Annotated in this window: 24 protein-coding genes; 10 read left to right on the top strand and 14 right to left on the bottom strand. The window is 66.4% G+C overall.

Annotated features, from left to right (window positions below; genetic code table 11):
- The 3 genes from nuoL to BM167_RS05315 are packed head-to-tail and all read left to right on the top strand — an operon-like array spanning position 1 to position 5071.
- On the top strand, positions 1-2022 hold the full coding sequence (nuoL, locus tag BM167_RS05305; protein WP_092889788.1) for an NADH-quinone oxidoreductase subunit L: 2022 nt from the start codon (positions 1-3) through the stop codon (positions 2020-2022).
- Positions 2019-3548 carry a complex I subunit 4 family protein gene (locus BM167_RS05310; RefSeq protein WP_092889791.1) on the top strand — a complete coding sequence of 510 codons (1530 nt, stop codon included), beginning with the start codon at positions 2019-2021 and terminating at the stop codon, positions 3546-3548. The genes nuoL and BM167_RS05310 overlap by 4 nt, the downstream gene beginning before the upstream one ends.
- Entirely contained in the window at positions 3548-5071 is a 1524-nt protein-coding gene (locus BM167_RS05315) for an NADH-quinone oxidoreductase subunit N (RefSeq protein ID WP_092889794.1), read from the top strand. Before BM167_RS05310 ends, BM167_RS05315 begins: the two co-directional genes overlap by 1 nt.
- A gap of 69 nt (positions 5072-5140) precedes the next feature.
- On the opposite strand, the gene BM167_RS05320 is transcribed toward BM167_RS05315, so the two are convergent.
- Entirely contained in the window at positions 5141-5542 is a 402-nt protein-coding gene (locus BM167_RS05320; RefSeq protein ID WP_092889797.1) for a DUF7522 family protein, read from the bottom strand.
- A gap of 98 nt (positions 5543-5640) precedes the next feature.
- Between BM167_RS05320 and BM167_RS05325 the strand changes: the two genes are divergently transcribed.
- Together BM167_RS05325 and BM167_RS05330 are read left to right on the top strand one after the other, a co-directional pair.
- Positions 5641-7110: a DHH family phosphoesterase gene (locus tag BM167_RS05325; protein ID WP_092889800.1), complete on the top strand. Its 1470-nt coding sequence runs from the start codon at positions 5641-5643 to the stop codon at positions 7108-7110.
- 63 nt (positions 7111-7173) lie between these two features.
- Positions 7174-7959: a CBS pair associated ParBc domain-containing protein gene (locus tag BM167_RS05330; RefSeq protein ID WP_092889802.1), complete on the top strand. Its 786-nt coding sequence runs from the start codon at positions 7174-7176 to the stop codon at positions 7957-7959.
- A 4-nt stretch (positions 7960-7963) separates the two neighbouring features.
- Here BM167_RS05330 and BM167_RS05335 read toward each other — a convergent pair whose 3' ends face one another.
- From BM167_RS05335 to BM167_RS05340, 3 genes are all read right to left on the bottom strand, one after another.
- Positions 7964-8197: a DUF7543 family protein gene (locus BM167_RS05335; protein ID WP_092889805.1), complete on the bottom strand. Its 234-nt coding sequence runs from the start codon at positions 8195-8197 to the stop codon at positions 7964-7966.
- A 58-nt stretch (positions 8198-8255) separates the two neighbouring features.
- Positions 8256-8429, bottom strand: a complete 174-nt coding sequence (locus BM167_RS18340; RefSeq protein WP_177213285.1) for a hypothetical protein — start codon at positions 8427-8429, stop codon at positions 8256-8258.
- Between the two features lie 132 nt (positions 8430-8561).
- Entirely contained in the window at positions 8562-9629 is a 1068-nt protein-coding gene (locus BM167_RS05340; protein WP_092889808.1) for a DUF7544 domain-containing protein, read from the bottom strand.
- A 126-nt stretch (positions 9630-9755) separates the two neighbouring features.
- Between BM167_RS05340 and BM167_RS05345 the strand changes: the two genes are divergently transcribed.
- A complete protein-coding gene (locus BM167_RS05345) occupies positions 9756-10868 on the top strand; it encodes a M24 family metallopeptidase (RefSeq protein WP_092889811.1) in 1113 nt (370 codons plus the stop codon).
- Between the two features lie 10 nt (positions 10869-10878).
- Here the strand turns inward: BM167_RS05345 and BM167_RS05350 are convergent, their stop codons facing one another.
- The 6 genes from BM167_RS05350 to BM167_RS05375 form a co-directional block, all read right to left on the bottom strand.
- Complete coding sequence (locus BM167_RS05350) at positions 10879-12606, bottom strand: histidine kinase N-terminal 7TM domain-containing protein (protein WP_177213286.1); 1728 nt, start codon at positions 12604-12606, stop codon at positions 10879-10881.
- A 194-nt stretch (positions 12607-12800) separates the two neighbouring features.
- Positions 12801-13904, bottom strand: coding sequence for a phosphotransacetylase family protein (locus BM167_RS05355; protein ID WP_092889817.1), 1104 nt, complete (start codon positions 13902-13904; stop codon positions 12801-12803).
- 4 nt (positions 13905-13908) lie between these two features.
- On the bottom strand, positions 13909-16002 hold the full coding sequence (locus BM167_RS05360; protein WP_092889821.1) for an acetate--CoA ligase family protein: 2094 nt from the start codon (positions 16000-16002) through the stop codon (positions 13909-13911).
- Between the two features lie 168 nt (positions 16003-16170).
- The gene (locus tag BM167_RS05365) at positions 16171-16461 is read right to left on the bottom strand and encodes a DUF7967 family protein (protein ID WP_092889824.1); all 291 of its coding nucleotides are present in this window, start codon (positions 16459-16461) and stop codon (positions 16171-16173) included.
- A gap of 75 nt (positions 16462-16536) precedes the next feature.
- Positions 16537-17754: a putative manganese transporter gene (locus tag BM167_RS05370; protein WP_092889827.1), complete on the bottom strand. Its 1218-nt coding sequence runs from the start codon at positions 17752-17754 to the stop codon at positions 16537-16539.
- Between the two features lie 187 nt (positions 17755-17941).
- On the bottom strand, positions 17942-18418 hold the full coding sequence (locus BM167_RS05375) for a YbaK/EbsC family protein (RefSeq protein ID WP_092889830.1): 477 nt from the start codon (positions 18416-18418) through the stop codon (positions 17942-17944).
- A gap of 136 nt (positions 18419-18554) precedes the next feature.
- On the opposite strand from BM167_RS05375, the gene BM167_RS05380 reads away from it, so the two are divergent.
- Entirely contained in the window at positions 18555-19400 is an 846-nt protein-coding gene (locus tag BM167_RS05380) for a ZIP family metal transporter (RefSeq protein ID WP_092889833.1), read from the top strand.
- 93 nt (positions 19401-19493) lie between these two features.
- On the opposite strand, the gene BM167_RS05385 is transcribed toward BM167_RS05380, so the two are convergent.
- From BM167_RS05385 to BM167_RS05400, 4 genes are all read right to left on the bottom strand, one after another.
- Positions 19494-19778, bottom strand: coding sequence for a DUF7545 family protein (locus tag BM167_RS05385; RefSeq protein ID WP_092889836.1), 285 nt, complete (start codon positions 19776-19778; stop codon positions 19494-19496).
- 72 nt (positions 19779-19850) lie between these two features.
- Positions 19851-20189, bottom strand: a complete 339-nt coding sequence (locus tag BM167_RS05390; RefSeq protein ID WP_092889839.1) for a DsrE family protein — start codon at positions 20187-20189, stop codon at positions 19851-19853.
- Positions 20190-20237: 48 nt separating this feature from the next.
- The gene (locus tag BM167_RS05395; RefSeq protein WP_092889842.1) at positions 20238-21308 is read right to left on the bottom strand and encodes an NAD(P)/FAD-dependent oxidoreductase; all 1071 of its coding nucleotides are present in this window, start codon (positions 21306-21308) and stop codon (positions 20238-20240) included.
- Between the two features lie 86 nt (positions 21309-21394).
- Complete coding sequence (locus BM167_RS05400; protein WP_092889845.1) at positions 21395-21820, bottom strand: hypothetical protein; 426 nt, start codon at positions 21818-21820, stop codon at positions 21395-21397.
- A gap of 95 nt (positions 21821-21915) precedes the next feature.
- On the opposite strand from BM167_RS05400, the gene BM167_RS05405 reads away from it, so the two are divergent.
- The 3 genes from BM167_RS05405 (at position 21916) to BM167_RS05415 (ending at position 23682) form a co-directional block, all read left to right on the top strand.
- Positions 21916-22200, top strand: a complete 285-nt coding sequence (locus tag BM167_RS05405; protein WP_092889848.1) for a DUF357 domain-containing protein — start codon at positions 21916-21918, stop codon at positions 22198-22200.
- A 66-nt stretch (positions 22201-22266) separates the two neighbouring features.
- Positions 22267-22917: an SOUL family heme-binding protein gene (locus BM167_RS05410; protein ID WP_092889851.1), complete on the top strand. Its 651-nt coding sequence runs from the start codon at positions 22267-22269 to the stop codon at positions 22915-22917.
- A gap of 54 nt (positions 22918-22971) precedes the next feature.
- Positions 22972-23682, top strand: a complete 711-nt coding sequence (locus BM167_RS05415) for an SOUL family heme-binding protein (RefSeq protein ID WP_092889854.1) — start codon at positions 22972-22974, stop codon at positions 23680-23682.

Raw genomic sequence — 23682 nt, forward strand, 5'->3', positions numbered from 1 at the left:
ATGGCAGGAATACTCGATTTCACTCCGGCAATCGTCTTGTTGCCGTTCGTCTCGTTCCTCGTCGCCCTCTTCGTAGGCAATCGGTTGCCCAAGGGCGGCGCGCTGGCGGGCATCGCGGCGACCGCGGGTTCGCTCGTGCTGTCGCTCGCGACGTTCTTCGCCGTCAGTCAGGGACAGACGATCGACACGACCATCTACACGTGGGCCACCGGCGCGCAGGACGCGCTGACGCTCACGTTCGGCATCCTCATCGACCCGCTCTCGGCGATGATGCTCGTCATCGTGACGCTCATCGCCTTTTTGGTCCACGTCTTCAGTCTCGGATACATGAACGACGAGGGCGAGACGGGCCTCCCGCGCTACTACGCCGGGCTCGGCCTGTTCACCGCATCCATGCTCGGGTTCGTCGTCGCCGACAACCTGCTCATGGCGTTCATGTTCTTCGAGCTGGTGGGGCTGTGTTCGTTCCTGCTCATCGGCTTTTGGTTCCGCGAGCCGGGACCGCCGAGCGCCGCGAAGAAGGCGTTCTTGGTCACCCGCTTCGGTGACTACTTCTTCCTCGTCGGCGTCGTCGCGGTGTTCGCGACGTTCGGTACCGCGCAGTTCGCGGGCGAGGGCGCGTTCCCCGTGCTCGCAGAGGAAGTACTCGCCGGCAACGCCGAGGCCAACACGTTCGGCTTCGCGCCGCAGACGTGGTTCACCATCGTCGGACTGCTGGTTCTCGGCGGCGTCGTCGGGAAGTCCGCGCAGTTCCCCCTCCACACGTGGCTTCCGGACGCCATGGAGGGTCCGACGCCCGTCTCCGCGCTCATCCACGCCGCGACGATGGTGGCGGCCGGCGTCTACCTCGTCGCGCGGATGTACGGCTTCTACGCGGTTTCACCGACGGCACTCGCGATAATCGCGCTCGTCGGCGGCTTCACCGCGCTGTTCGCGGCGACGATGGCCGTCGTCAAACGCGAGATAAAGCAGGTGCTCGCGTACTCGACCATCTCGCAGTACGGATACATGATGCTCGGACTCGGGGCGGGCGGCTACGTCGCCGCGACGTTCCACCTCATGACCCACGCCTTCTTCAAGGCGCTCTTGTTCCTCGGCGCGGGGTCGGTCATCATCGCGATGCACCACAACGAGGACATGTGGGACATGGGCGGTCTGAAAGACCGAATGCCCGTCACGTACTACACGTTCCTCGCCGGTTCGCTGGCTCTGGCGGGCATCTTCCCGTTCGCCGGCTTCTGGTCGAAAGACGAGGTGCTGTACGAGACGCTCATCCACGGACTGGGCGGCAGTCCGATACTTTTGGCCGCGTACGCGATGGGCCTGCTCGCCGTCTTCTTCACCGGGTTCTACACGTTCCGGATGGTGTTTCTCACCTTCCACGGCGAACCCCGGACGGAAACGGCTCGCAACCCGCACGGCGTCCACTGGAACGTGAAGGGACCGCTCGCCGTACTCGGCGTCCTCGCCGCGACGGCCGGCGTCGTCAACATGGTCCCGGTCGAGAAACTGCTCGGCATCCACGGAATCGACTTCCTCCACCAGTGGCTCGACGGGAGCTATAGCGCGCTGAACGCGCACCACTACGGAGAGATACTCCCGTACAGTTCCTCGTACATCGGCGGCGAGACGACGACGGTGGCGCTCGGCGCTGCCGTCTCGCTCGGACTCGCCCTCGCGGGTGCTGGTCTGGCGTACGCGCTGTACAACGTCCCCGAGCCGGTCGAACACACCGACAAGCTCGGCGGCATCAAGACCGTGCTGTTCAACAACTACTACCAAGACGAGTACCAAGTCTGGCTGGCCACCGGCGTGACGCAACCCGTCTCGCGCGCTGCGGACAAGTTCGACAACGGCGTCGTCGACGGCGTCGTAAACGGCGTCTCCAGCGTCAGCCTGTTTTCGGGTAGTCGCGTCCGGCGGGTCCAGACGGGGGTCGTGAGCAACTACGCCGCGCTCATCACCCTCGCTCTGACGGCGTTACTTCTCGGATTCGGTATCCTCGGAGGGTGGTTCGTATGATAATCGAAGCGCTCATCGCAGTCACGTTCGTCGCCGCGTTGGTCGTGTTCGTCGCACCGCGACAACACGCCGGCGAGTTGGCGGCCGTGCTCAGTCTGCTCCCCGTCGTCGGGAGCCTCTACATGTGGTCACAGTTCGACGCGACCGGAAACGCCTTACTCGGCGGCTCCGCCGCGTTCGAGACGCAGGTCACCTGGCTCACGCTGGGCGGACTCGACTTGAACTGGTACGTCGGCGTCGACGGCATCAGTCTCCCGCTCATCGTCCTCACGACGGTGCTCACGACGCTGGCGATAATCAGCGCGTGGACGCCCATCACGTCCCGGCAGTCCCAGTTCTACGGACTGATGCTGTTCATGGAAGCGAACCTGCTCGGCGTGTTCACCGCGCTCGACTTCTTCGTGTGGTTCGTCTTCTGGGAGGCCGTGTTGGTCCCGATGTACTTCCTCATCGGCGTCTGGGGCGGCCCGCGCCGGAAGTACGCCGCGATCAAGTTCTTCGTCTACACGAACATCGCGTCGCTCGTGATGTTCATCGGCTTCATCGCTCTGGTGTTCGGGCTGGGCGACTCCGTCAGTTCGCTCGGCTTGCCCGAGATATCACAGGCGTTACGCGCCGGCGAACTCGGCGGCTACGGCACGTTGGACGCCGCGACGCTGAAACTCGTCGCCTTCGTGGCGATGTTCCTCGGCTTCGCGGTGAAGGTGCCCGTCGCACCGCTTCACACGTGGCTTCCGGACGCTCACGTCGAAGCGCCGACGCCGGTGTCGGTGATGCTCGCGGGCGTCCTCCTGAAGATGGGGACGTACGCGCTGCTTCGGTTCAACTTCACGATGATGCCCGACGTGGCGCAGGCACTCGTCGTGCCAATCGCGGTCATCGCCGTCGTCAGCGTCATCTACGGCGCGATACTGGCGCTGGCTCAGCAGGACCTAAAGCGCATCGTCGCGTACTCCTCCGTCTCGTCGATGGGGTACGTCATCCTCGGACTCGTCGCGTACACGACGTACGGCGTCGGCGGCGCGACGTTCCAGATGGTCGCACACGGCCTCATCTCGGGGCTGATGTTCATGACCGTCGGCGTCATCTACAACACCACGCACACGCGCATGGTGGGCGACATGTCCGGCATCGCAGACCGGATGCCCGTCACCTCGGGTATCTTCGTGGCCGGCGCGTTCGGCTACATGGGACTGCCGCTGATGGCTGGCTTCGCCGCGGAGTTCTTCATCTTCCAGGGCTCCTTCCAGTCGACGGTCCACTCCGCGATGCCGCTCTTTACGGCGGCGGCGATGTTCGGCATCGTCATCGTCGCGGGCTACCTGCTGTTTGCGATGCAGCGGACGCTGTTCGGCCCGTTCCGGTTCGACGGCGACTACGAGATAACGGAGGCTGCGTTCCACGACGTGGCTCCGCTCGCGGTGCTTCTCGTCCTCGTCATCGTCCTGGGCGTGGCCCCCGACATCTTCTTCGAGATGATTCAAAAAGCAGTTAATCCGATCCTCGAGACGGGAGGTGGCGTCTGATGTCCGCAAGTGCGCTCGCGCTTCAGAGCTCGCTTCCGGACTGGGCGGCGACCGCTCCGGCGATCATACTGGCGCTCGCGGGACTCGCGTTGCTCCTCGTCGATAGCCTCAGGTCCAGCCGAGAGGGCGGCGTGAGCAACGCGCTCCTGGCCGGCATCGCGACGGCGGGGTCGCTTTCGGCGTTCGCCGTCGCGGGCTGGTTCCTCCTCTCGGGGACGGGACAGCCCCAGACGGGCGGCGCGATAACGCTGTACGGCGACGCTATCGTCGTCGACGGGATGAGCCTCTTTTTCACGCTCATCTTCACCGTCGTCGCCGCGATGGTCTCCGTCGCGAGTTACGACTACATCGGCGACAAGTCGACCCGCGGCGAGTACTACTCGCTCGTGATGTTCGCCGCCACCGGCATGACGCTCATGTCGATGGCGAACTCGCTCGCGACGGTGTTCGTCAGCCTCGAACTCGCCTCGCTCCCCTCGTTCGCCCTCGTGGCGTTCCTGAAGACGGACCGCGGGAGCATCGAGGCGGGGCTGAAGTACTTCCTCATCGGCGCGCTCTCGTCTGCGGTGTTCGCGTTCGGCATCAGTCTCGTCTACGCGGCGACGGGGTCGCTCCTCTTGGGCGATATCGCCTCTTCGGTCGGTGACACGCCGTTCGTCGGCGTCCTCGGCATCGGCGTGCTGATGCTCATCGGCGGGTTCTCGTACAAGACGGCCTCCGTGCCCTTCCACTTCTGGGCACCCGAGGCGTACGAGGGTGCGCCCGCGCCCATCTCGGCGTTCCTCTCGTCGGCGTCGAAGGCGGCCGGTTTCGCCGTCGCCTTCCGCGTCTTCGTAGAGGCGTTCCCGCTGGGACAGATTCCCGCGGGCGTCGATTGGGTGCTCGCGTTCCAGGTTCTCGCCGTCGTCACGATGACGCTCGGGAACTTCGCCGCGGCGACCCAAGAGAACGTAAAGCGGATGCTCGCGTACTCCTCTATCGGGCACGCGGGCTACGCGCTTATCGGCCTCGCCGCGCTTTCCGTCGGCGGGCCGAACGCGAACGTCCTCGGTGCGTCGATGGCGCACCTGATGGTCTACGGCTTCATGAACACCGGCGCGTTCCTGTTCATCGCGATGGTCGAACATTGGGGCGTCGGCCGCACGTTCGAGGATTACAACGGCCTCTCGACGCGCGCGCCGATGGCCTGCCTCGCGATGACCGTGTTCATGTTCAGCCTCGCGGGCCTCCCGCCGTTCGGCGGCTTCCTCTCGAAGTACGCCCTGTTCCTGTCGGCCATAGAGGCCGGGTTCTGGTGGCTCGCCGCCTTCGGCGCGGTAAACAGCGCACTGTCGCTGTACTACTACAGTCGCGTCGTCAAGGCGATGTGGATAGAAGACCCGAAGGAGGGGCTCGAACTCGGAACGAAGCCCGTCGGCCTGTACGCGGCCGTCATCTTCGCCGCCGTCGGTACCCTCCTGCTTTTGCCGGCGTTCGCACCCGTCATCGAGACGGCACAGACCGTCGCCGCGGCTCTCTTCTGAGAGTCCGCGCCCGTTTTTCTTTCGACCGCTCGACGCGTCGAGAGCCGTCACTGTACTCGCTTCGTTCGTCTACGCTCTCTGGGGGACCTCCCGTTCCGACAACACCGTCTGTAGCGCCGACGCCACGTCCTCGGACCGTCGCATCGTCAGTCCGTCCGTCGTGACGAACACGCCGTGTCCGTCGACGGTCACGCGGGTCAGGTAGCCGTTTTCGAACGCCCGGATCGTGAACGCGTAGTCGCCGAGTTCGGAACCGCGGTACGCTCGCTTCGCCCGAAAGCCGTCTGTTTCGTGTTCGACGAACCCCGCCAGGTCGGCGTCCGAATCGAGGTCCGAGCGGAGGTACACCTGCGCGAACGATTCGGGTGTAAAGTAGGTGATGCTGCGGAGACTGTCGCCGACTGTCGTCCGACAGGCTGCTTCCAGAGACTCTGCGAACTCGTTTCCGACGATGTCAGGGTCGGCCTCCATGACAGATAGTGACACAGGCGGCTGAGGCATAACTCCATCGCCGGACCGGGGCGACCCGTGACGGTAGGGTTTTCCGGCCAGAGACCGACTTTCCGGCAATGACACGGCGGTTGGTCCTCGGGTGCGGGACGGCCGCGCGCCGGTCCATAGAGCGGATGGCCGAGTGGCCGGGCGAACTCGTCGTCCTCTCGCAACGCGGCGGCGTCGTCGAGTCCTTCCGCGAGGACGGCGTCGTCGTCGACAGGCGCGCGCCCGACGACGCAGAGGCCTACCCCGACCACGCGGACGTCGTCTTCGTCGCGAGCGACGACGCCGAGACGAACGTCGAGGCGGCGCGTCTCGTCCGCGAGAACTACCCCGACGCGTACGTCGTCGGCTATCTCGGACAGGACGCCGCCCACGACGTCCAACGGACGCTCACTTCGCTCGTCGACCGGACGGTGGACGGGCGGGCGGTGCTTTTCGACCGACTCATGAACCTCGCCGGCGGCCAGTCTGCGGACCGCCTCCACCGACTCTATCGCGTCCTCCGGAGCATCGAGGGCCGCCTCGCGGTGGTGATGCACGACAATCCGGACCCCGACGCCATCGCGAGCGCTATCGCGCTTTGCCGCATCGCAGAGACCGTAGGCGTGCCCGCGGACCCCTGTTACTTCGGCGAGATATCGCACCAGGAGAACCGGGCGTTCGTCAACCTGCTCGACCTCGATTTGACGCAACTCGACCCCGGTGCGACGGTCAGCGCGTACGACGGTATCGCCCTCGTCGATCACTCCCGTCCGGGGGTGAACGACGGACTCTCGCCCGACGTCGACGTCGACATCGTCATCGACCACCACCCGCCGCGCGCGCCGGTCGAAGGGCGGTTCCTCGATTTACGTCGGGCTATGGGGTCGACGAGTACGCTCCTCGTGGACTACCTCGAACGTCTGAACGTCGACCCCGACGAGACGGTCGCGACGGCGCTTCTGTTCGGCATCCGAGTCGACACGAGAGACTTCACCCGCGAGGTGTCGCCCGCAGACTTCGAGGCGGCGGCGTTCTGTCTCCCCGCGGCGGACCTGTCCTTGCTGCAACGCGTCGAATCGCCGAGCATGAGTTCGGAGGTGTTAGAGACCGTCGCCCGCGCCGTCCGCAACCGCGACGTGCGGGGCGAGGCGTTGGCGACGAACGTCGGCGAGATACGGGACCGAGACGCACTCGCGCAGGCCGCAGACCGCCTTCTCGGGATGGACGGCGTGAAGATAGTCGTCGTCTACGGATTCAAGGACGGGACCGTCTTCGTCTCGGCGCGCGCGAGGGGAACGGAGGTGGACCTCGGCGAGACGCTCAGAGACGCGCTCGGCCCCATCGGAAGCGCGGGCGGGCACGCCGACATGGCGGGCGCGCAGATTCCGCTCGGCATCCTCGCGGACGTGGGCGAAGACTCCCGCGAGTCGCTCGAACGGGTCGTCTCGGACGTCATCGCGGGGCGGTTCTTCGAGACGTTGGAGGACGCGACGATGATGCTCACCCACGACGAGGACGGGACGGACCTCACGTTCGAGTTCCCGATGGACGAGTGGTGAGTCGGGCGAACGCCGACCGGCGACGGAGTCACCCTTTTGTCTCGGACGCCCGTACCTCCGCCAATGATCGGTAAGGCGACCGTCCAAGAGTACATGACGCGCGAAGTACAGACCGTGTCGCCGACGGATTCGGTCGCCGACGTCGCCCGCCGAATCATCGAGAGCGACGGACACAACGGCTTTCCCGTCTGCGAGGGGCGGCGCGTCGAGGGGTTCGTCACCGCCCGCGACATCCTGTTGGAGGACGACGAAGCGCCCATCTTCACCGCCATGACGGAGAACATCATCGTCGCGCACCCGGAGATGAACGTGACGGACGCCGCGCGCGTCATCCTCCGTTCGGGCATCCAGAAACTCCCCGTCGTCGACGACGCGGGCAACCTCGTCGGCATCATCTCGAACACGGACGTCATCCGCTCACAGATAGAGCGCGCGACGCCGGAGAAGGTGGGGAAACTGATGCGGACGCTCGAACAGATACACGACATCGACATCCACGAGGAGCGCCAGACGGTCGAACTGTCGAAACTCATCCCGACGCAGGGCCGCGTGTACGCCGACGAACTCGAAGGGCGCAAGTACGAACTCGAACGCGGACTCGCGGAACCGCTCGTCGTCATCGAGAACCAAGGGACGTTGGTGCTCGCGGACGGACACCACCGCGTGATGGCCGCAGACCGAGTCGGCGTCGAGGAGATGGAGGCCTACGTCATCGTCCTCGACGACCCCATCGAACTCGGCATGCAGCGAACCGCACAAAAGGAAGGGTTAGAGTCCATCTCGGACATCGAAGTGGTCGATTACGCGCGACACCCGTTGGTCGAGACGACAGAACGCCTCCAGTCGTAACCGTTCAGTCCTCCCCGTCGTCGAACTCCGCCATCCACGCCTCCGCCAGCGAACGCGCCTCCGTCTCGGTATCGACCCGTTCGCGCTCGTACCGCCGTTCCGTGGAGTCTTGATACAGTTGGTCCACTCTGACGACCCACGTCTCGTCGCCTCGCCGACGGAGGCGAACCGTCACGTGCCCGTCGTCTCGTTCCCACTCGGTGATTCGCTCGTCGGCTCTGACTTCGCGCCAACTCATACGCTCGGCTCCGTTCTCCCGCTACAAGTGCTTCCCTTCTCGGAGGCGACGCGCGGTGTCACTCGACGGCTTCGACAGAGTCGGTATCGACCTCCGCGGACGCCAGCGGTCCGCCTCGCTCTCCGCAGAGCGGACACACCGAGTACCCGAGCGAGTCGTATTCGACAGCGTCCGCCCGCGCGAGTTCGCCGCACGTCGCACACTCGAAGTACGAAACCCATTGGAACGACATACAGTCTCGAACGAGAGCATGTACCATAGTTACGCGGCGCTTACCGGCCCGTCGGCCGCCGTCGCGACGGTCGGTACGAGGCGCGTGACCGCGTTCAGACGCCGTCAGGACACGGTACGGACAGGGCCGTCGTCAGACCGCGGCGTCGCCAGCACCCGCGTCTCGCGCGTCGTCCGTCGGTTCGTCGGGTCGACCGACCACGTCGAGTCCGGAGTCGACGCCGGCGAGAAGCAAAAGCGAGTAGTACCGAAAGTAGACCGCGACCGGAACGCTGACGAACAGGCCCGCGACTGCGAGGGCGACGACGTAGAGGAAAACGACGGCACCGAGGAGGACAGACCCGACCGACAGGGCGCCCGAGAGCGGTGAGAACGCGAGGAAGAGAGCGCCGCCGAGGAGGACGAACGGAACCGCGACGACGAGAGCGACGAGGGCGAGCGCAACCGCCATGACCGCGCCCACGAGGATTCCGAGTCCGAAGCGGACGACGACGTACAGCGCGAACTCCTCCCACTCTGCGCGCATCGTCGGGAGGACGCGCCGCCATCCGGCGAGGACGCCGCAGTCCTCGACGAGCATCGCCGGGACGACGAAGTCCCGAGTCAACCCGAGTACGAGTGCGACGAGGAGAGCGACGACGACGCCGACGAGAAAGACGGGGATGACGACGAGGAACAGTTCGGGTCCGAGGGAGACGGCTCCGAGAAGCGCCGCCGCAACCGGCACGGCGAACAGCGAGAACGCGGCGACTCCGAGGAGCAGTCTGAACGCGAACAGTCGCGCTCCGTCGCCGAGGTGAGACCGGAACGGACCGCGGATGCGGACGTCTCGGTCCGCCACCCCGACGACGAAGACGAACTCGAACACGGCCGCCAGAAACGAGTGAAGCACGAAGAGGAGGGCAAAGATGAGGGCGATTCCCGCGGCGATTCGAAGCGCCGAGACGCCGCCGAGCGCAGAGAGCACCTCGTTCGGCGAGAACGCCCCGAGGTCGACATCCGACCCGAACGGGACCCCGGACCCCCCTGTACCGGATGAGGCGGACCCGGACCCGTTGGTCGTCACCGAGGCGTTGGTCCCGGTTCCGACGAAGAAGACGACGAGCGCCAACTTCGCCCACGTCCGGGCGTCGAACGGGAGGAGGAGCGACTCCGTCGCGGTGCGGGCGTCCGAGAGGGCGTCGACTGCGTTCCACGACATAGTCGTGAGTTGCACCTCCGAGCGGGATAAACTCCACTGTCGAGATGGAGACCAGACGACGGCGGCGACGCCTCTACTGGCTCGCGTCCCCGCAGATATTTGTCCGCCGACACGGAAGCGGATGCTATGCCCGCCGCCTTCGAGCGACGAACACGCGACGCTCAGACTGCGCTCTCGGACGCCGGTGCCGACGCGCTCGTCTGTTTCCCGAGCCAGAACCTGTTTTACCTCACCGGGTTCGACGAAGACCCCGGAGAGAGACATCTGCTCTGTCTTCTCCCCGCCGAGGGGGACCCGACGTTTCTCGTCCCCGAACTGTACGAAAAACAGGTCCGAGAGGCGTCGTGGATCGACGACGTGCGGACGTGGGCCGACGGCGACGACCCCCTCGCAGCGGTCGAATCTGTCGTTTCTGACCTCGGCCTCCCGGAGTCGCCGCACGTTCTCGTCGACGACACCATGTGGGCGCGCTTCACGCACGACTTGCGGGCGGCGCTTCCGGACGCGACGTTCGGACTCGCGAGCGAGGTGCTCTCCGCCATCCGGGTTCGGAAGGACGAGGCGGAACTGGACGCGATGAGACGGGCGGCCGCCGCCGCGGACGAGGCGATGGACGCCGTCCGCGCGATGGGCGCCGACGCCGTGGGACTGTCCGAACGCGAACTCGCACAGGAGATAGAGCGACGGTTGGCCGAGGCGGGCGGCGACGGCGTCTCTTTCGAGACCATCGTCGGGGCGGGACCGAACGGCGCGATGCCGCACCACCACCACGGGGACAGAGAGGTGCGCGCGGGCGAACCCGTCGTCCTCGACTTCGGGACGCGCGTGGACGGTTATCCCAGCGACCAGACCCGGACTGTCGTCTTCGACGGCGACCCCTCGGAGACGTTCGAGGACGTCCACGCCGTCGTGCGGGACGCGGTGGCGGCGGGCGTGGACGCAGTCGAACCCGGCGTCACGGCGGAGTCGGTGGACCGCGCCGCGCGAGAGGTCATAGAGGAGGCGGGCTACGGCGACCGGTTCGTCCACCGGACGGGTCACGGCGTCGGACTCGACGTCCACGAGGAGCCGTACATCGTCACCGGAAACGACCGCGAACTGGAGGCTGGGATGGTGTTCAGCGTCGAACCCGGCGTCTACCTGCCCGAGGAGTTCGGCGTCCGGATAGAGGACCTGGTCGCCGTCACGGCGGACGGTTGCGAACGGTTGAACCGCACCGACCGCGGATGGGAGTGCTGACCGCGGCGTCTCACGGCGAGTCGGTGGTAGCGTCCATCTCCCTCGCACCGTTCGTTCGCTCGCCGGCCCCCGACGACCCGCGGGGGAGCGTCACGCGAGAGACGGTGCCCGACTCGCCCGTGGACAGAGAGACGCAACCGCCCGAGTGGGTCACGAACCACTGTACCAACCAGAGACCGAACCCGCTCGCGTGCTGAAGCGGCGTCTCGCCGTCACCGCGTACCGCCTCCAGTTCGTGGTCGGGGATTCCGGGTCCGTCGTCGCTGACCGTGACGACCGTCTCGTCGCCGAGTTCGGCGCGAACCTCGACCGTCGGAGAATCGCCGCCGTGTCTGACAGCGTTCTCGACGAGGTTCTCGAAGGCGACGCCGACGAGCGGTATCGCCTCTACCGGAACCACGTCCGGTCCGACGTACTCTACCGTCGCGTCGGGAGCGTCCCGTTCGGCGTCTGCGACCGTCTCGCGGAGTTTCGGGCCGAGGTCGAACGACTCTCGCGGTCGCATCTCGCTGTCTAACGCGCGTTCGACGGAGCGAGCCTTGTCGGCCAGTTCGGTCATCGAATCGACGCGCCGGACGATAGTTTCGGCGGCGGCGCGGCGGTCGGCCTCGTCTTCTTCGTCGTCGGCGACGAGCGACGCGTAGCCGGAGACGACGTTGAGGTCGTTCCGGAGGTCGTGGCGGAGAACGCGGTTCATCACGCTCAACCGCTGTTCGCGTTGCCGCCGTTCGGTCACGTCCCGCAGCGTCAACACCTCTCCTTCGACCCGTCCCGTCATCGACGTGAAGGAGGAGACGCGCACGTCGTAGATGGCCTCCGAATCCTCCGGCGCGTACTCGAACGTTCGTTCACCGGCTTCGAGGCGGGCCGCCAGTTCCGGCGCGACGGCGGCCAGCGGTTCTCCGCCGATGCCGCCCGCGGTCGGTCCGAGCATCCGCTCTGCGGCGGGGTTGATGTCCGAGATATCGCCCTCGGCGGCGACGACGACTCCGTCGCGCAAATCGTCGATGACGTGGTCTCTGACCGCCTCGCGCGCCGCCGGAAGCACGTCGAACAGGTCGAACTCGACGGTGGCGAGAGCGAACAGGCCGCCCGAAACGGTGAACGCAAGCGGCGTCGGGTCGAAGCGTATGGGGAGCAAGCCGAGAAAGTGAAACACGTTCGTCAGCCACGTCGTCGCCAATCCGGTGAGAAGCAACAGGCTCTGGTCCCGATACTCCCGCCGCGAGACCAGCGCGAGACGGCCCAGAAAGACCGACCCGAGGACGACGAGCGAGTACGCGAAGACGATAAACAGGTAGAAGACCGGACCTTTCTCCGTGGCGATGTAGCTGACGCCGTTTACCGATTCGGTCGTCGCGGCGGTCCACAGGAGCCCCGACGCCGGAGACGTCCACGCCGCGGCCACGACGACGACCGGAACCGACCCGAGACCGGCCCACATCCACGGCCGGAACGCCCACTGGTCCGTGTACGCCGTCGCGAACACGAACCACGCGATGCTCGTGGTCCCGACGAACCCGTACGAGATGCGCGCGAACAGGAGTTTCTGTTCGATGCCGACGCTCGAAAGCTCGCCGAGCGACATCGTCGCCCAGCCCGCGAGTCCGAAAAACAGCAACGAGAGTTCCCGCGCACCGGGTCTGTCGCGCCGGTGCAGAAACGAGAGAGCGAGCGCGACCGAGACTCCCGCAGAGAGAACGAAGAGCGGACTGGCGAGAGTCGTCTGCCAAGCCATTTCATGTTGGTAACCAGTAAGTACAATCATACGTTTCTCATTGAGTATCCGCGACGGTATTCGGACTCGTCACCCTCGCCCGGCGACCGCACGCGGCGAGGACGGGACCCTCGGAGACGGAAGAACGAAGACGGTGGCCGGTTCGCATCGCCGCCACGCTATCCGTGACGGCGAAATCGCGGATCCGAGACGACTTACTCGCCGTCGGCGTCGGCGTCGGAGGTGTCGGACGGGTCGTTCGCGGGACCGACGAGCGAGTCCACGTCGGTGTGTTCGAAGAGCAGGTCGCGCATCCGGTTCACCGTCCGTTCGTCGCGCGTGCGGCCCGACCGGATGACGTCCTCCGCGCGATCGACGACGGTCAGCGTGTCGCCGTTGACCATCATGACCGGTACGCCCTTCGATTCGGCCTTGCCGAGGACGGCCCCCGAGGGCCGGTGGCCGCCGGTGAGGATGATGGTCTTGACGCCGGGGGCTTCGAGTGCGGCGGTGATTATCTCCGACCGGTCGCCACCGGTGATGACCGCGGCGTCCTTCGTGCGCCGGAAGTAGCGCAGGGCGGCGTCGCCGCCCATCGCGCCGACGAGGAAGCGTTCGACGTACGCCTCGGTCTCGCCGCCGGTGACGAGGTCAGCGCCGAGTTCGTCCGCGAGTCCCTCGACGGTGACGCCCGCCAGTTCCTGTTCTCGCGGGACGACGCCGAGGACGGGGATGCCGCGGCCTTCGAGGAACGGCACGACCTCCTGTTCGAGTTCGTCGAACGCGGCGTCGGTGACGCCGTTGAAGAGGACGCCCGTCAGTCGGTCGCCGAACTGCTCTGCGGCCGCGATGACGTCGTCTACGTCCGCCGTCTTCTGGTAGTTGGCGACGAGGACGACGCCCGCGTCGAGTCGGTTCGCGACGTCTACGTCGGTCAGGTCGACGATGCCGCCGGTGGACCAGACGCCGCCGCCCTCGACGAGCATGAGGTCTTTGCCCTCCGCGAGTTGGCCGAAGTATTCGTCGACTATCTCGCCGAGTTCCTCGCCGTCTTCTTGGCCGCGAATCGCGCCGTCGATGAACGTCGGCGAGTAGACGACGGGTTCCATCTGGTGCATCTCGGCGTCGAGTCCGAGCACTTCGCGCGCCAACATCGGGTCTCGGTCGAGGGTCTTGCCGACGTTCGACTGCAGGCGCGTGCCCTTGGGCTTCATGTAGCCCACGTCGAGGCCGCGTTCTTTCGCGAGTTGGCCGAGTGCGAGGGCGACGGCCGTCTTTCCGGTACTTTCGTGGGTCGAGGTGACGAGTAGCGAGTTCATGGGTCTACAGTTGGTCTGGGTCGACGGTGAGTCGCACGTCCACGGCTTTGACGCCGTCGGGCGTGGCGACGAGCGGGTTGATGTCCAGTTCGAGGATGGCCGGGAAGTCCGTGACGAGTTGCGAGAGGCGTTGGATGGTCTCCGAGACGCCCTCGACGTCCACTGGCTCCCGGCCCCGCGCGCCGCGCAGCAACGGCGCTGAGTCTATCTCTTCTGTCATCTCCGTGGCTTCGGACTCGGAGACGGGCGCGACGCGGAACGTCGTGTCCTCCAGCACTTCGACGAAGATGCCGCCGAGGCCGAACATGAGTAGCGGTCCGAACTGCGGGTCTTTGTTCGTGCCGACGATGGTCTCGACGCCGCTGTCTAAGTCCACCATCTCTTGGACCTGCACGCCGATGATGTTGGCGTCGGGTTGGTAGTTCCGCGCCCGCGTGATCAGGTCCTCGTAAGCGTCGTAGACGTTCTCGTTTTCGACGCCGACTTTGACGCCGCCGATGTCGGATTTGTGGAGGATGTCGGGGCTGACTATCTTCATCACCACGTCGCCGTCTATCTCCTCTGCGACTTCGAGGGCGGCGGCGGGCGCGTCCACGATGTCGCCCGTCGGCGTGTCGATACCGTACGCGTCCAACAGGTCCATCGCCTCGACGCCGAGGCGGGTGTCGTCGCGGTCCTCGACGCTCGCGAGGATGTCGCGGGCGCGTTCTCGGTCCACGTCGAACTCGACCGGGTCGTCGTACTGCCGCCGACTGATGTCGCGGTACCGCGCGAGCGAGTCGAGTCCGCCCACGGCCCGGGCGGGGTCGAAGTAGTTCGGGATGCCCGCGTCGGTGAGCACCTCGGCGGCGGACGTGACGCGTTCCCCGCCCATGAAGCAGGCCGCGACGGGTTTGTCGTGTTTCTCTTGGAGTTCGACGGTGTCCTCGGCGAGTTGCGCGTAGTCGAGGACGGCGGTCGGACAACTCAACACGAGGGCCGCTCCGACGTTCTCGTCCGCGAGAGCCACGTCCAACGCCTCGCGGAAGCGTTCGTTGTCGGCGTCGCCGACGATGTCGACGGGGTTGAATATGTTGCCCTCCTCGGGGAGCGTCTCGGAGAACGTGTCGAGCGTCTCGTCGGTGAACTCCGCCATAGAGAGCCGAGAGTCGCCGACGGCGTCGGTTGTCATCACGCCGGGGCCGCCCGCGTTCGTGATGACGGCGATGTCGTCGTTCTCGGGGAGCGGTTGGTTCTCCAGGACCCGGGCGGCGTCGAACAGTCCCTGCACGGACTCGGCGCGGATGACGCCCGCCTGTTCCAGACCGGCCTCGTACGCCTTGTCGGACCCCGCGATGGTCCCCGTGTGACTGGAGGCGGCCTGCGCACCGGCGTCCGTCCGGCCGGACTTGACGAGGACGATGGGGGTGTCTTTCGTCACGTCGCGCGCCGTGTCGATGAACTCCCGCCCGGCGTCTATGCCTTCGAGGTAGCCGATGATGACGTCGGTGTCCTCGTCGTCGCCCCACGTGTCCACGAAGTCCGCCTCGTCCAAGACGGCCTTGTTTCCGAGCGAGACGACGTCTTTGAAGCCGATGCCTTGGTCGTTGGCCCAATCGAGCACCGCGGTGATGAACGCCCCCGACTGGCTCATGAAGGACATAGAGCCCTCCGTCGCGTTCTCGGGACCGAACGTGGCGTTCATCCCCTTCGGCGTGGACATGATGCCGAGGCTGTTCGGACCGACGAGGTTCATGTCGTACTCCTCCGCGACGGCGGTCAGTTCCTGTTCTCGCGTCGCGCCCTCGGTTCCGGTCTCTCCGAACCCGGCGGTGATGACGACGACGTTCGAGATACCGGCCTCGCCCGCGTTCTCGACGACGTCCACCGCGATGTGCGGCGGGACGACGACGACAGCGAGGTCGGCGTCGGAGTCGCCGACGCCCGACACCGCCGGGAGGCCGAACACCTCGTCGTACTTCGGGTTGACGGGGACGACGTCCCCCTCGAAGTCGTCGACGAGGTTCTCCATGATGGCGCGACCGACGGAGCCTTCGCGCTCTGTCGCACCCACCACGGCGATGCGTTCGGGTACGAACAACTCAGATAACTCTCCCATCGCCCGACGGTACTCGCTCTCGCCGCATAAATCCGGGTATGTTATGAATCACATGGACCGTGCGGACAGTTACCGTTCACGGTTTTCGATAAATGTGTTCGAATTATTGTCGGAGTGTACGATTCGAGCGCCGGAACCGAGGGCCGGTCTCCTCGTGTCCCCGCCGGGCTATATCGCCTCGTCGGGTGCGTACTGCTCGCGCGTTCGCTCGACTTCCGCGGCGTACTGTTCGCGTCGTTCGTCGTCGTCCACCGTTCCGAGGCTTCCGGCTTTCGCGTCCACCGCCGCCGTCGTGTCGCGCACGTCGCCGAAACTCGTCAGCGACCGCTCTTTTCTGAGGTACTTCGACCCGTCCGGCGTCGCGTAGACGAGGATGATGATGTTCTGTTCGTCGTCGGAGTACGTCCGCTCGACGAGCCACACGCGCTCGGTTTCGACGGGGTCGTCGCTCTCACTCACGGAATATCACTCGGGTGAATCGACGCCCCGAGCGCGGATAAATCGCCCGCGGGTCGTAGATTGGGACGCTCGCGTTCATCCGAGGACACCGAACCCGAACTGCGGGAGGCCGAAGACGGCCGTCCACGTCAGGTGGATGGCGACGCCGACGAACAGGGCGGGTATCGTCGTGTAGATGCTCGCGACCACGGCGGCCGTCTTGTCGATGGCGATGAGCGGAAACAGGGCGTCGCCGTCCTGACTGATGGCGTTGGCCACCAGCGCGGAGAAGGGGATGGCACCCTCGGCGTAGGCCGCAGAGAGGACGATCTGCGGACCGCACCCGGGGATGAGACCGAGGGCCGCACCCCCTATCGGGGCGAGAATCCCCGCGGCGGCGGCGACGGCGGCGATGTCGACGCCCGAGAAGACGAGAGCGTACTCGTAGAGGAGGTAGGCGGCGACGACCCAGACGGTGACGAACGACGTCTCCATCGCCGCGTGCGTCCCCGTCTCGGCGAGGCTCTCGAAGGTGTCGCGGCCCCCGCCGACGCGTCCGTGCCCGATGTAGTTTCGGCCGACGAAGTAGAGAAACGCCGACAGCGCCGTCCCGGCGACGCCGACGGCGGTGAAGACGCCGGCGTAAGAGAGACCGACCGCGAGCGGAACCTCCGGCGCGCCGCGAACCAAGTAGAGGACGCCCACGACGAGAGCGACGGCCGCCGAAAGCCACCACGCGCCGAGTGCGACGCGACTGACCCATCGTCCGAACGCCGAGTCGCGCGCCGGTCCGTCGTCTGCGGCACACCCCTCCGCGTCCGCGTAGTGGTGGGCTTGGTTGCCCACCGCGGGCGCGGCCACACCACCGTCGGAGAGGGCCGGGCGGAGACTCGCCACCGCGGCGTCGACGCGCCCGACGCCCAGTCCGAACCGGTCTATCGCGTACCCGAAGCAGACGGCGGCGACGAGGGCGATGCCGTAGGCGTACAGCGCCGCCTCCGGAGCGAGTGCGAGCAGGACGAACGCCGAGTCGCCCGCGGTGGCGATGAGTGTCGCGACGACGGTGCCGAACGAGACGGAACCGCGGACGTACAGCGGCATCATCACGATAGCGCCCCCGCACCCGGGCGTAAGTCCCATCAGCGCACCGACGAGGGGGCCGGCGCGGCGATTCTCCTCTAACCGACGGACGAGGCGGCCGTCGGTCCGGTACTGCACGTAACTGAAGACGAGCACCGTCACCGCGACGAACGCGCTCACCTGCACGAAGCCGTCGCGGACGGACGCCAAGAAGATGTCGAGCAGTTCAGACATCCGAACCACTCCCCGTGCGGCACGGTTTTCGATGACGATGCAGAGATAGATTTTCCATTGCTCACCTAAAGATTAGACGCATCTAAAATAAATCTGTGTGTTCGGACCGACGGCGTCGTTCGAGGCGCAAAACTACCGGCAGAGAGCCGTACAGAGGAGTAAGACGCTATCTGGCCCGCCTGAATCGCTACTCGACCACGTCGGCGGACGTCGCGTCGGAGAGTCGGCGCAGTTTCGCCGGGTCGATGGGAAACATCGACGTCGGGGTCCCCGCGGCCGCCCAGACGGTGTCGTAGTCGGCCAACGAGGCGTCGAAGAGGACGCGGAGGTCGGTCTCGTGACAGAACGGGGGGACGCCGCCGATGGACCACCCGACGACGTCGCGTATCCGCCCGGGGTCCGCCATCGACACGTCTCCCGCCTCGACTCCGAGGTGAGTCGCGAGTTTCGCCTCACTCACCCGGTTCGCGCCACTCGTGACGACGACGACGAGTTCGCCGCCGCAGTCGAAGACGAGACTACTCGCTATCTGCCCGACGGAACAACCCACGGCGTCGGCGGCGTCCGCCGCGGTTTTCGTCCCCTCGGGGAACTCCGTTACCGTCACGTCGAAGCCGTATCTGTCCGCCGCCTCGCCGACGAACGTCTCCGCTCTCTGGTGCATACTACCGTGTCGCACGGAGCGGAGCGAAAAGTGATTCGCTTCTCTCCGGGGTGCGACTGTCGGCTCTCCGGGTTTAGGCGCGCCAAAAACATCAGAAATATGAAATGTATTTCAACGCGGGCGACGTACGTCCGGTATGGTCGACATCGGAAGCTTCGCGTTCGTCTTCGTCGCCGGGTTGGTCACAGCGTTCGCGACGGGACTCGGGGCAGTTCCCTTCTTTTTCGTTCGCCACATCGGCGACCGGTGGAACGTCGTGCTCTGGGGCGTCGCGTCGGGAATCATGCTCTCGGCGTCCGTGTTCGGATTGGTGTTGGAAGCGCTCGGCGAGTACGTGCAGGTGTCTCTCGCGGGCGTCTCCGCCGACCCGATACCCGGGCGGACGCTCGTTCTGTTGAGTATCGGGCTGGTCGCGGGCGCGGTGCTCGTCTTCGTCGCGAACCACGTCATCGAGGTGACGGAGGTGCACCCGAAGCGGTACGAACAGGCGGACTTCAAGAAACTGCTTCTCATCCTCGGCGTCTTGACCGTCCACTCGTTTCCCGAGGGCGTCGCCGTCGGCGTCGCGTTCGCCGACTTGGGCCTCGGCGGCGGCGTCGAACTGTTCGGCTTCGCCGTACCCGTCCTCGCCGTCTTCATGACCGTCGCAATCTCCATCCACAACGTCCCGGAGGGCGTCGCCATCTCGATTCCCCTTCGCGCGATGGGCGTTCCGAACTGGCGACTCGTCTGGTGGTCCGTCTTCTCCAGTCTCCCGCAACCCGTCGGCGCGGTCATCGCGTTCTACTTCGTCAACGTCGCCCGGGAATTTCTCCCCGCGGGGTTCGGGTTCGCCGCCGGCGCGATGGTGTTTCTCGTCCTCACCGAGTTCATCCCCGAGGCGGTCGCTCTCGGAGACGGACTCCCGAAGGGCGGCCGCCCGGAACTCGTCGCGGGACTCGTCGCCGGCGTCTCCGTGATGGTCCCGTTGCTGTTCGTCTGAACGCCTCGGCGACGACCGAAACCGGCCGCCGCGAGAAACCGTATTCGGGGATCGAACTGCGCGAAACCTCCGCCGCGAGAAACGGTGTACGAGTTAGTGACTGTGGCCCATCGCCTCGGAGAGCGAGATGCCGAACCGGTCCTCGAAGATGCTCTCCATCTCGTCGTTGAGTTCCTCTAAGTCGGCCGCCGTGTCGCCTTCGCTGTGGTGGACGACGACGTGTGACTGCTGTGCGAACGCCTGCACGACCAAGTCGCCGACGACGCTCGTCGGTTCCTCGCCCTGTTCTGCGAACACGTCGACGAGACCGTCCGGCAGTTCTATCGTCTCGACGTCGCCGTTCGGGCCTTCGATGGTGTAGAGTTCGGTTTCGACCATACGAGTCGTGGGGTCTCTCGACTTAAGGGTCTGTGGGAATCGGACGCCGCCGACGCGGCCAAAGAGGGCCCGCTACGGCCGGATGTACGCGTAGCCTTCGGTCTGCAAGCGCGTCACTTCGACCGCTCCCTCGGGCACCGTCTCGATACCGCCGACGAGGTCTGACTCTTCGAGGCCCTTCATCTGGAGCGTGTTGCTGCAGGCTTTGAACTCGACGCCGTCGGCCAGGAGGTTCTCGACCTCCTCGCCCTCGTCTTCGCGGGTGGTCACCCGCTCTATCCCGCCCGCCTGTGCGACGACGGCCACGTCGTCTATCGTCCCCGACTCGTCTTCGACGAGGTTCCGAACGATGTTGAGCGCCGTCTGCTGTTCTGTTTCGTCGGCCGAAACGAGGTGGACTACTGTCTGCATGCTCGTCGTTCGTCGCCCGGCGGATGGGAAGTCCTCGTGCCTGCGAACTCAGTCGTCCGACTCGACCGCGGCGGGTTCCTCGCTCGCGCGTCGGTCGCGTTCGACGTCTTCGAGATAGCTGTCGGCGTCGAGCGCCGCTTTCACGCCCATGCCGCCCGCCGTCGCGGCCTGCTGGTAGTGGTAGTCGACCACGTCGCCCGCGCCGAAGATGCCGGGCACGTCCGTCGCCGTCTGCCCGCCGTCGGTGCCGCCTTTCGTCTTCACGTAGCCGTCGGCGTCGCGTTCGACGCCCGTCCCTTCGAGGAAGTCCGCGTTCGGCGTGTGGCCGATGGCGTAGAACACAGCGCCCGCGTCGAAGTCGAACTCCTCCGTCTCCGGGTCGTCGAGTCTCTCGGTGGGGTGGCCCTCGGGGTGACGGACGAGGGTGACGCGGTCTATGCCCTCCTCCGGCGACCCGTGGAGTTCGGTCACCTCCGTGTTGAGCATCAGTTCTATCTCGCCGTCGTCGACTTTCTCTTGGACGCGATCTATCCAGTAGTCCTCAGCGCGGAACTCCTCGCGGCGGTGGACGAGATACACCGTCGAGGCGAACTTGGTGAGGAAGTTCGCCTCCTCCATGGCGGCGTCGCCGCCGCCGACGACCACTATCTTCTCGTCGCGGAAGAACGCGCCGTCGCAGGTGGCGCACGTAGAGAGACCGTAGCCCATCAGTTCGTCTTCGCCGGGGACGCCGAGCGTTCGGGCGGACGCGCCCGACGCGGCGATGATGGCGTCTGCGGTGTAGACGTCGCCGTTCTTCAGCGTCAGCGTGAACGGGCGGCCCTCGGAGTCGGGACCCTCCACGGACTCGACGATGCCGTGTCGAATCTCCGCGCCGAATCGCTCGGACTGTTCGCGCATGTTCTGGATGAGTTCGGGCCCGGAGATACCCTCGGGAAAGCCCGGGTAGTTGTCCACCTCGGTGGTGAGCGTCAACTGTCCGCCGGGTTCGTCACCCTCGAACACGAGGGGGTCGTTGTTCGACCGTCCGGCGTAGATGGCCGCCGAAAGTCCCGATATCCCCGATCCCGCGATGATCAGTCTCCGATGTTCGACGAAATCGTCAGCGTCCTCGCTCATGTCTCTGCGTTCGGTACTGCCGCCCTTTTAGGTTCCGCTGTCGTGCGCGCGGCGCGCCGTAACCCGAGAGTCGCCGTGCAGCGAACTCAGACCGCGTCCGCGGCGGGCCGAACCGCGCCGGCGATGCGACAGAGCATCGCCCCCGCGACGAATCCGAGCGAGGCGTACGCGAGTCCGACGAAAAGCGACGGACTCGTCGCCGCGAGGAGGACGCGCCGAGAGGCCACCTGCCGACCGATGCCGAAGTGATAGAGGTCGAACCCGAACGACGGACAGAGACCGAGAACCAAACAGACGAGGAGGCCGTCGTTGCGGTAGGCGTGCACCGCGGCGGCACCGACGACGAGTCCCGCGACGGGGTAGGGATACCAGACGGCCCCGGAGAGCGTCGAGTGCAGGACCAGTTCGTACGCGGCGAAGACGGCGACGCCGAGAGCGACGGCGACGGCGACTGCGCGCCGCGAGGTGCGGACGTCTCGTCCGAGGAGGGCGGCGCGTCGTGGAGGGCGCATACGCTCTGACTCTCGGCGCGCGGTAAAGACGTTCTGTGTCGCGGATGGGCGACTCGAACGGACGGCTTCTTGGTTCGCCGCCGCCCAGAGGGGGTATGTCCGCTGACCTCCACGAGAAGACCGACCGTTACGAGGAGATGTTGGCCGACGCACTCGCGGCGGCGGACGTCGCCGTCCCCGAGGGGACGCCACTCGCCGAGGCGGCAGAGGAGTGCCGCGAGATGGCGCGTTCGTATCTCGAAGACGGCCGCCACTTCCGCGACGCCGACGACTGGGTGAACGCTCTGGCCTCCTTCTCGTACGGCTACGGCTGGTTGGACGCGGGCGTCCGGATGGGTCTGTTCGACGTGCCCGACGACTCTCACCTGTTTACGATGTGAGTCCGGGCCGACCGGCGAACTCCGTCGCCCACAAGAGACTCCACTCCGGGCGACGCCCGTCACGGTATGGTCCGAAAGCGGACGCTGGCGTACGGCGGTATCGCCGCCGCCTCCCTCGTCGCCGGAACCGTCGCGAGAGTCGTCTCCGAACGTCGTTCGACGCCCGCCCTCTCTGCGGAGACGGTCGAAACCCTCGGCGACGCGGAGTTGCGGCGCTACCCGGCGACGGTGGCCGTAGAGACCGTTGCGCCCTCCGAACACCGAGCGTTCGGCCGACTCGTCCGGTACGCCTCCGGGAACAACGACGCCGAGACGGGACTCTCTGCGCTTCCGACCGTCGTGAGCGAAGGCGAGAGGCCCCCCGCGGCGTCCGGGTCGGAATCTGCCGACGACGCCGTCCGGATGGCGTTCTATCTGCCCGAGACGTACGACGTCGAGTCGACCCCCCGTCCCTCGGACCCGAACGTGCGCGTGGTCGAACGGCCGGCGCGAACGCTCGCGGTGACTCCCGTCCCGCGGTGGTCCGTCGGCAACCGCGTCGAACGCGCGCGGGAGAGACTGCTCTCGAACCTGCGAGGAGAGAGCCGAGATATCGACGTGGTCGGCGACCCGTTCGTCCTGCGCTACGACGGCCCGGGGGCGTCGTCGTCGCTCCGGGCGAGCGAGGTTGCGGTGGAGGTGCGGCGAGTCTCCGCGACGGGCGCGGCGGACGGGTGAGCGGTCGATACGGGCCCCGCAAGAGCCTACCGTCTCGGCGACGCTCTCTACGGTATGGTCCGAACACGTGCGCTGAAGTGGGGCGTCGTCGCCGCCGCCTCTCTCGGTGTCGGCATCGCCGCGCGGTCGCTCTACGAGAGTCGCTCCACGCCCGACGTGCCCTACGAGACGGTCGGTACGCTCGACGGCGTGGAACTACGTCGATACCCGACCGCGGTAGTCGCCGAAACCGTCGCTCCCTCGGGTAACAAGGCTTTCAGACGACTCTTTCGGTACATCGCCGGGAACAACGGCTCCGACGCGGAACTGTCGATGACGTCTCCCGTCGCGACCGGAGACGCGGCGCGAACCGCGCGCGCACCCGACGGCGACGACGGAGAGTCGGGTGCCGACGACGCGGGCGAGACACTGCCGATGACCGCGCCCGTGGAGACGACGCGCGACGCGGACGGCGTCAGGATGGCGTTCTACCTGCCGGAGTCGTACGACTACGAGTCCGCGCCTCGTCCCTCGGACCCGAACGTCCGCCTCGTCGAACTGCCGGCGCGAACGCTGGCGGTAAAGCGGTTCTCGTGGTGGGCGACCGACCGCCGGGTCGAACGACAGACGGACGAGTTGCTCTCGACTCTCCGCGGCGACGACGCCGAGGTCAGCGTGGTGGGCGACCCGTTCCTCCTGCGCTACGACGCGCCCGCGACGCCGCCGTTCCTCCGCCGGAACGAAGTCGCCGTCGAAGTCAGGCGAGTCGCCTCTCGGTCCCGGTGA

Origin of the sequence: Halopelagius inordinatus, from assembly GCF_900113245.1 — an archaeon.
Classification (GTDB): domain Archaea; phylum Halobacteriota; class Halobacteria; order Halobacteriales; family Haloferacaceae; genus Halopelagius; species Halopelagius inordinatus.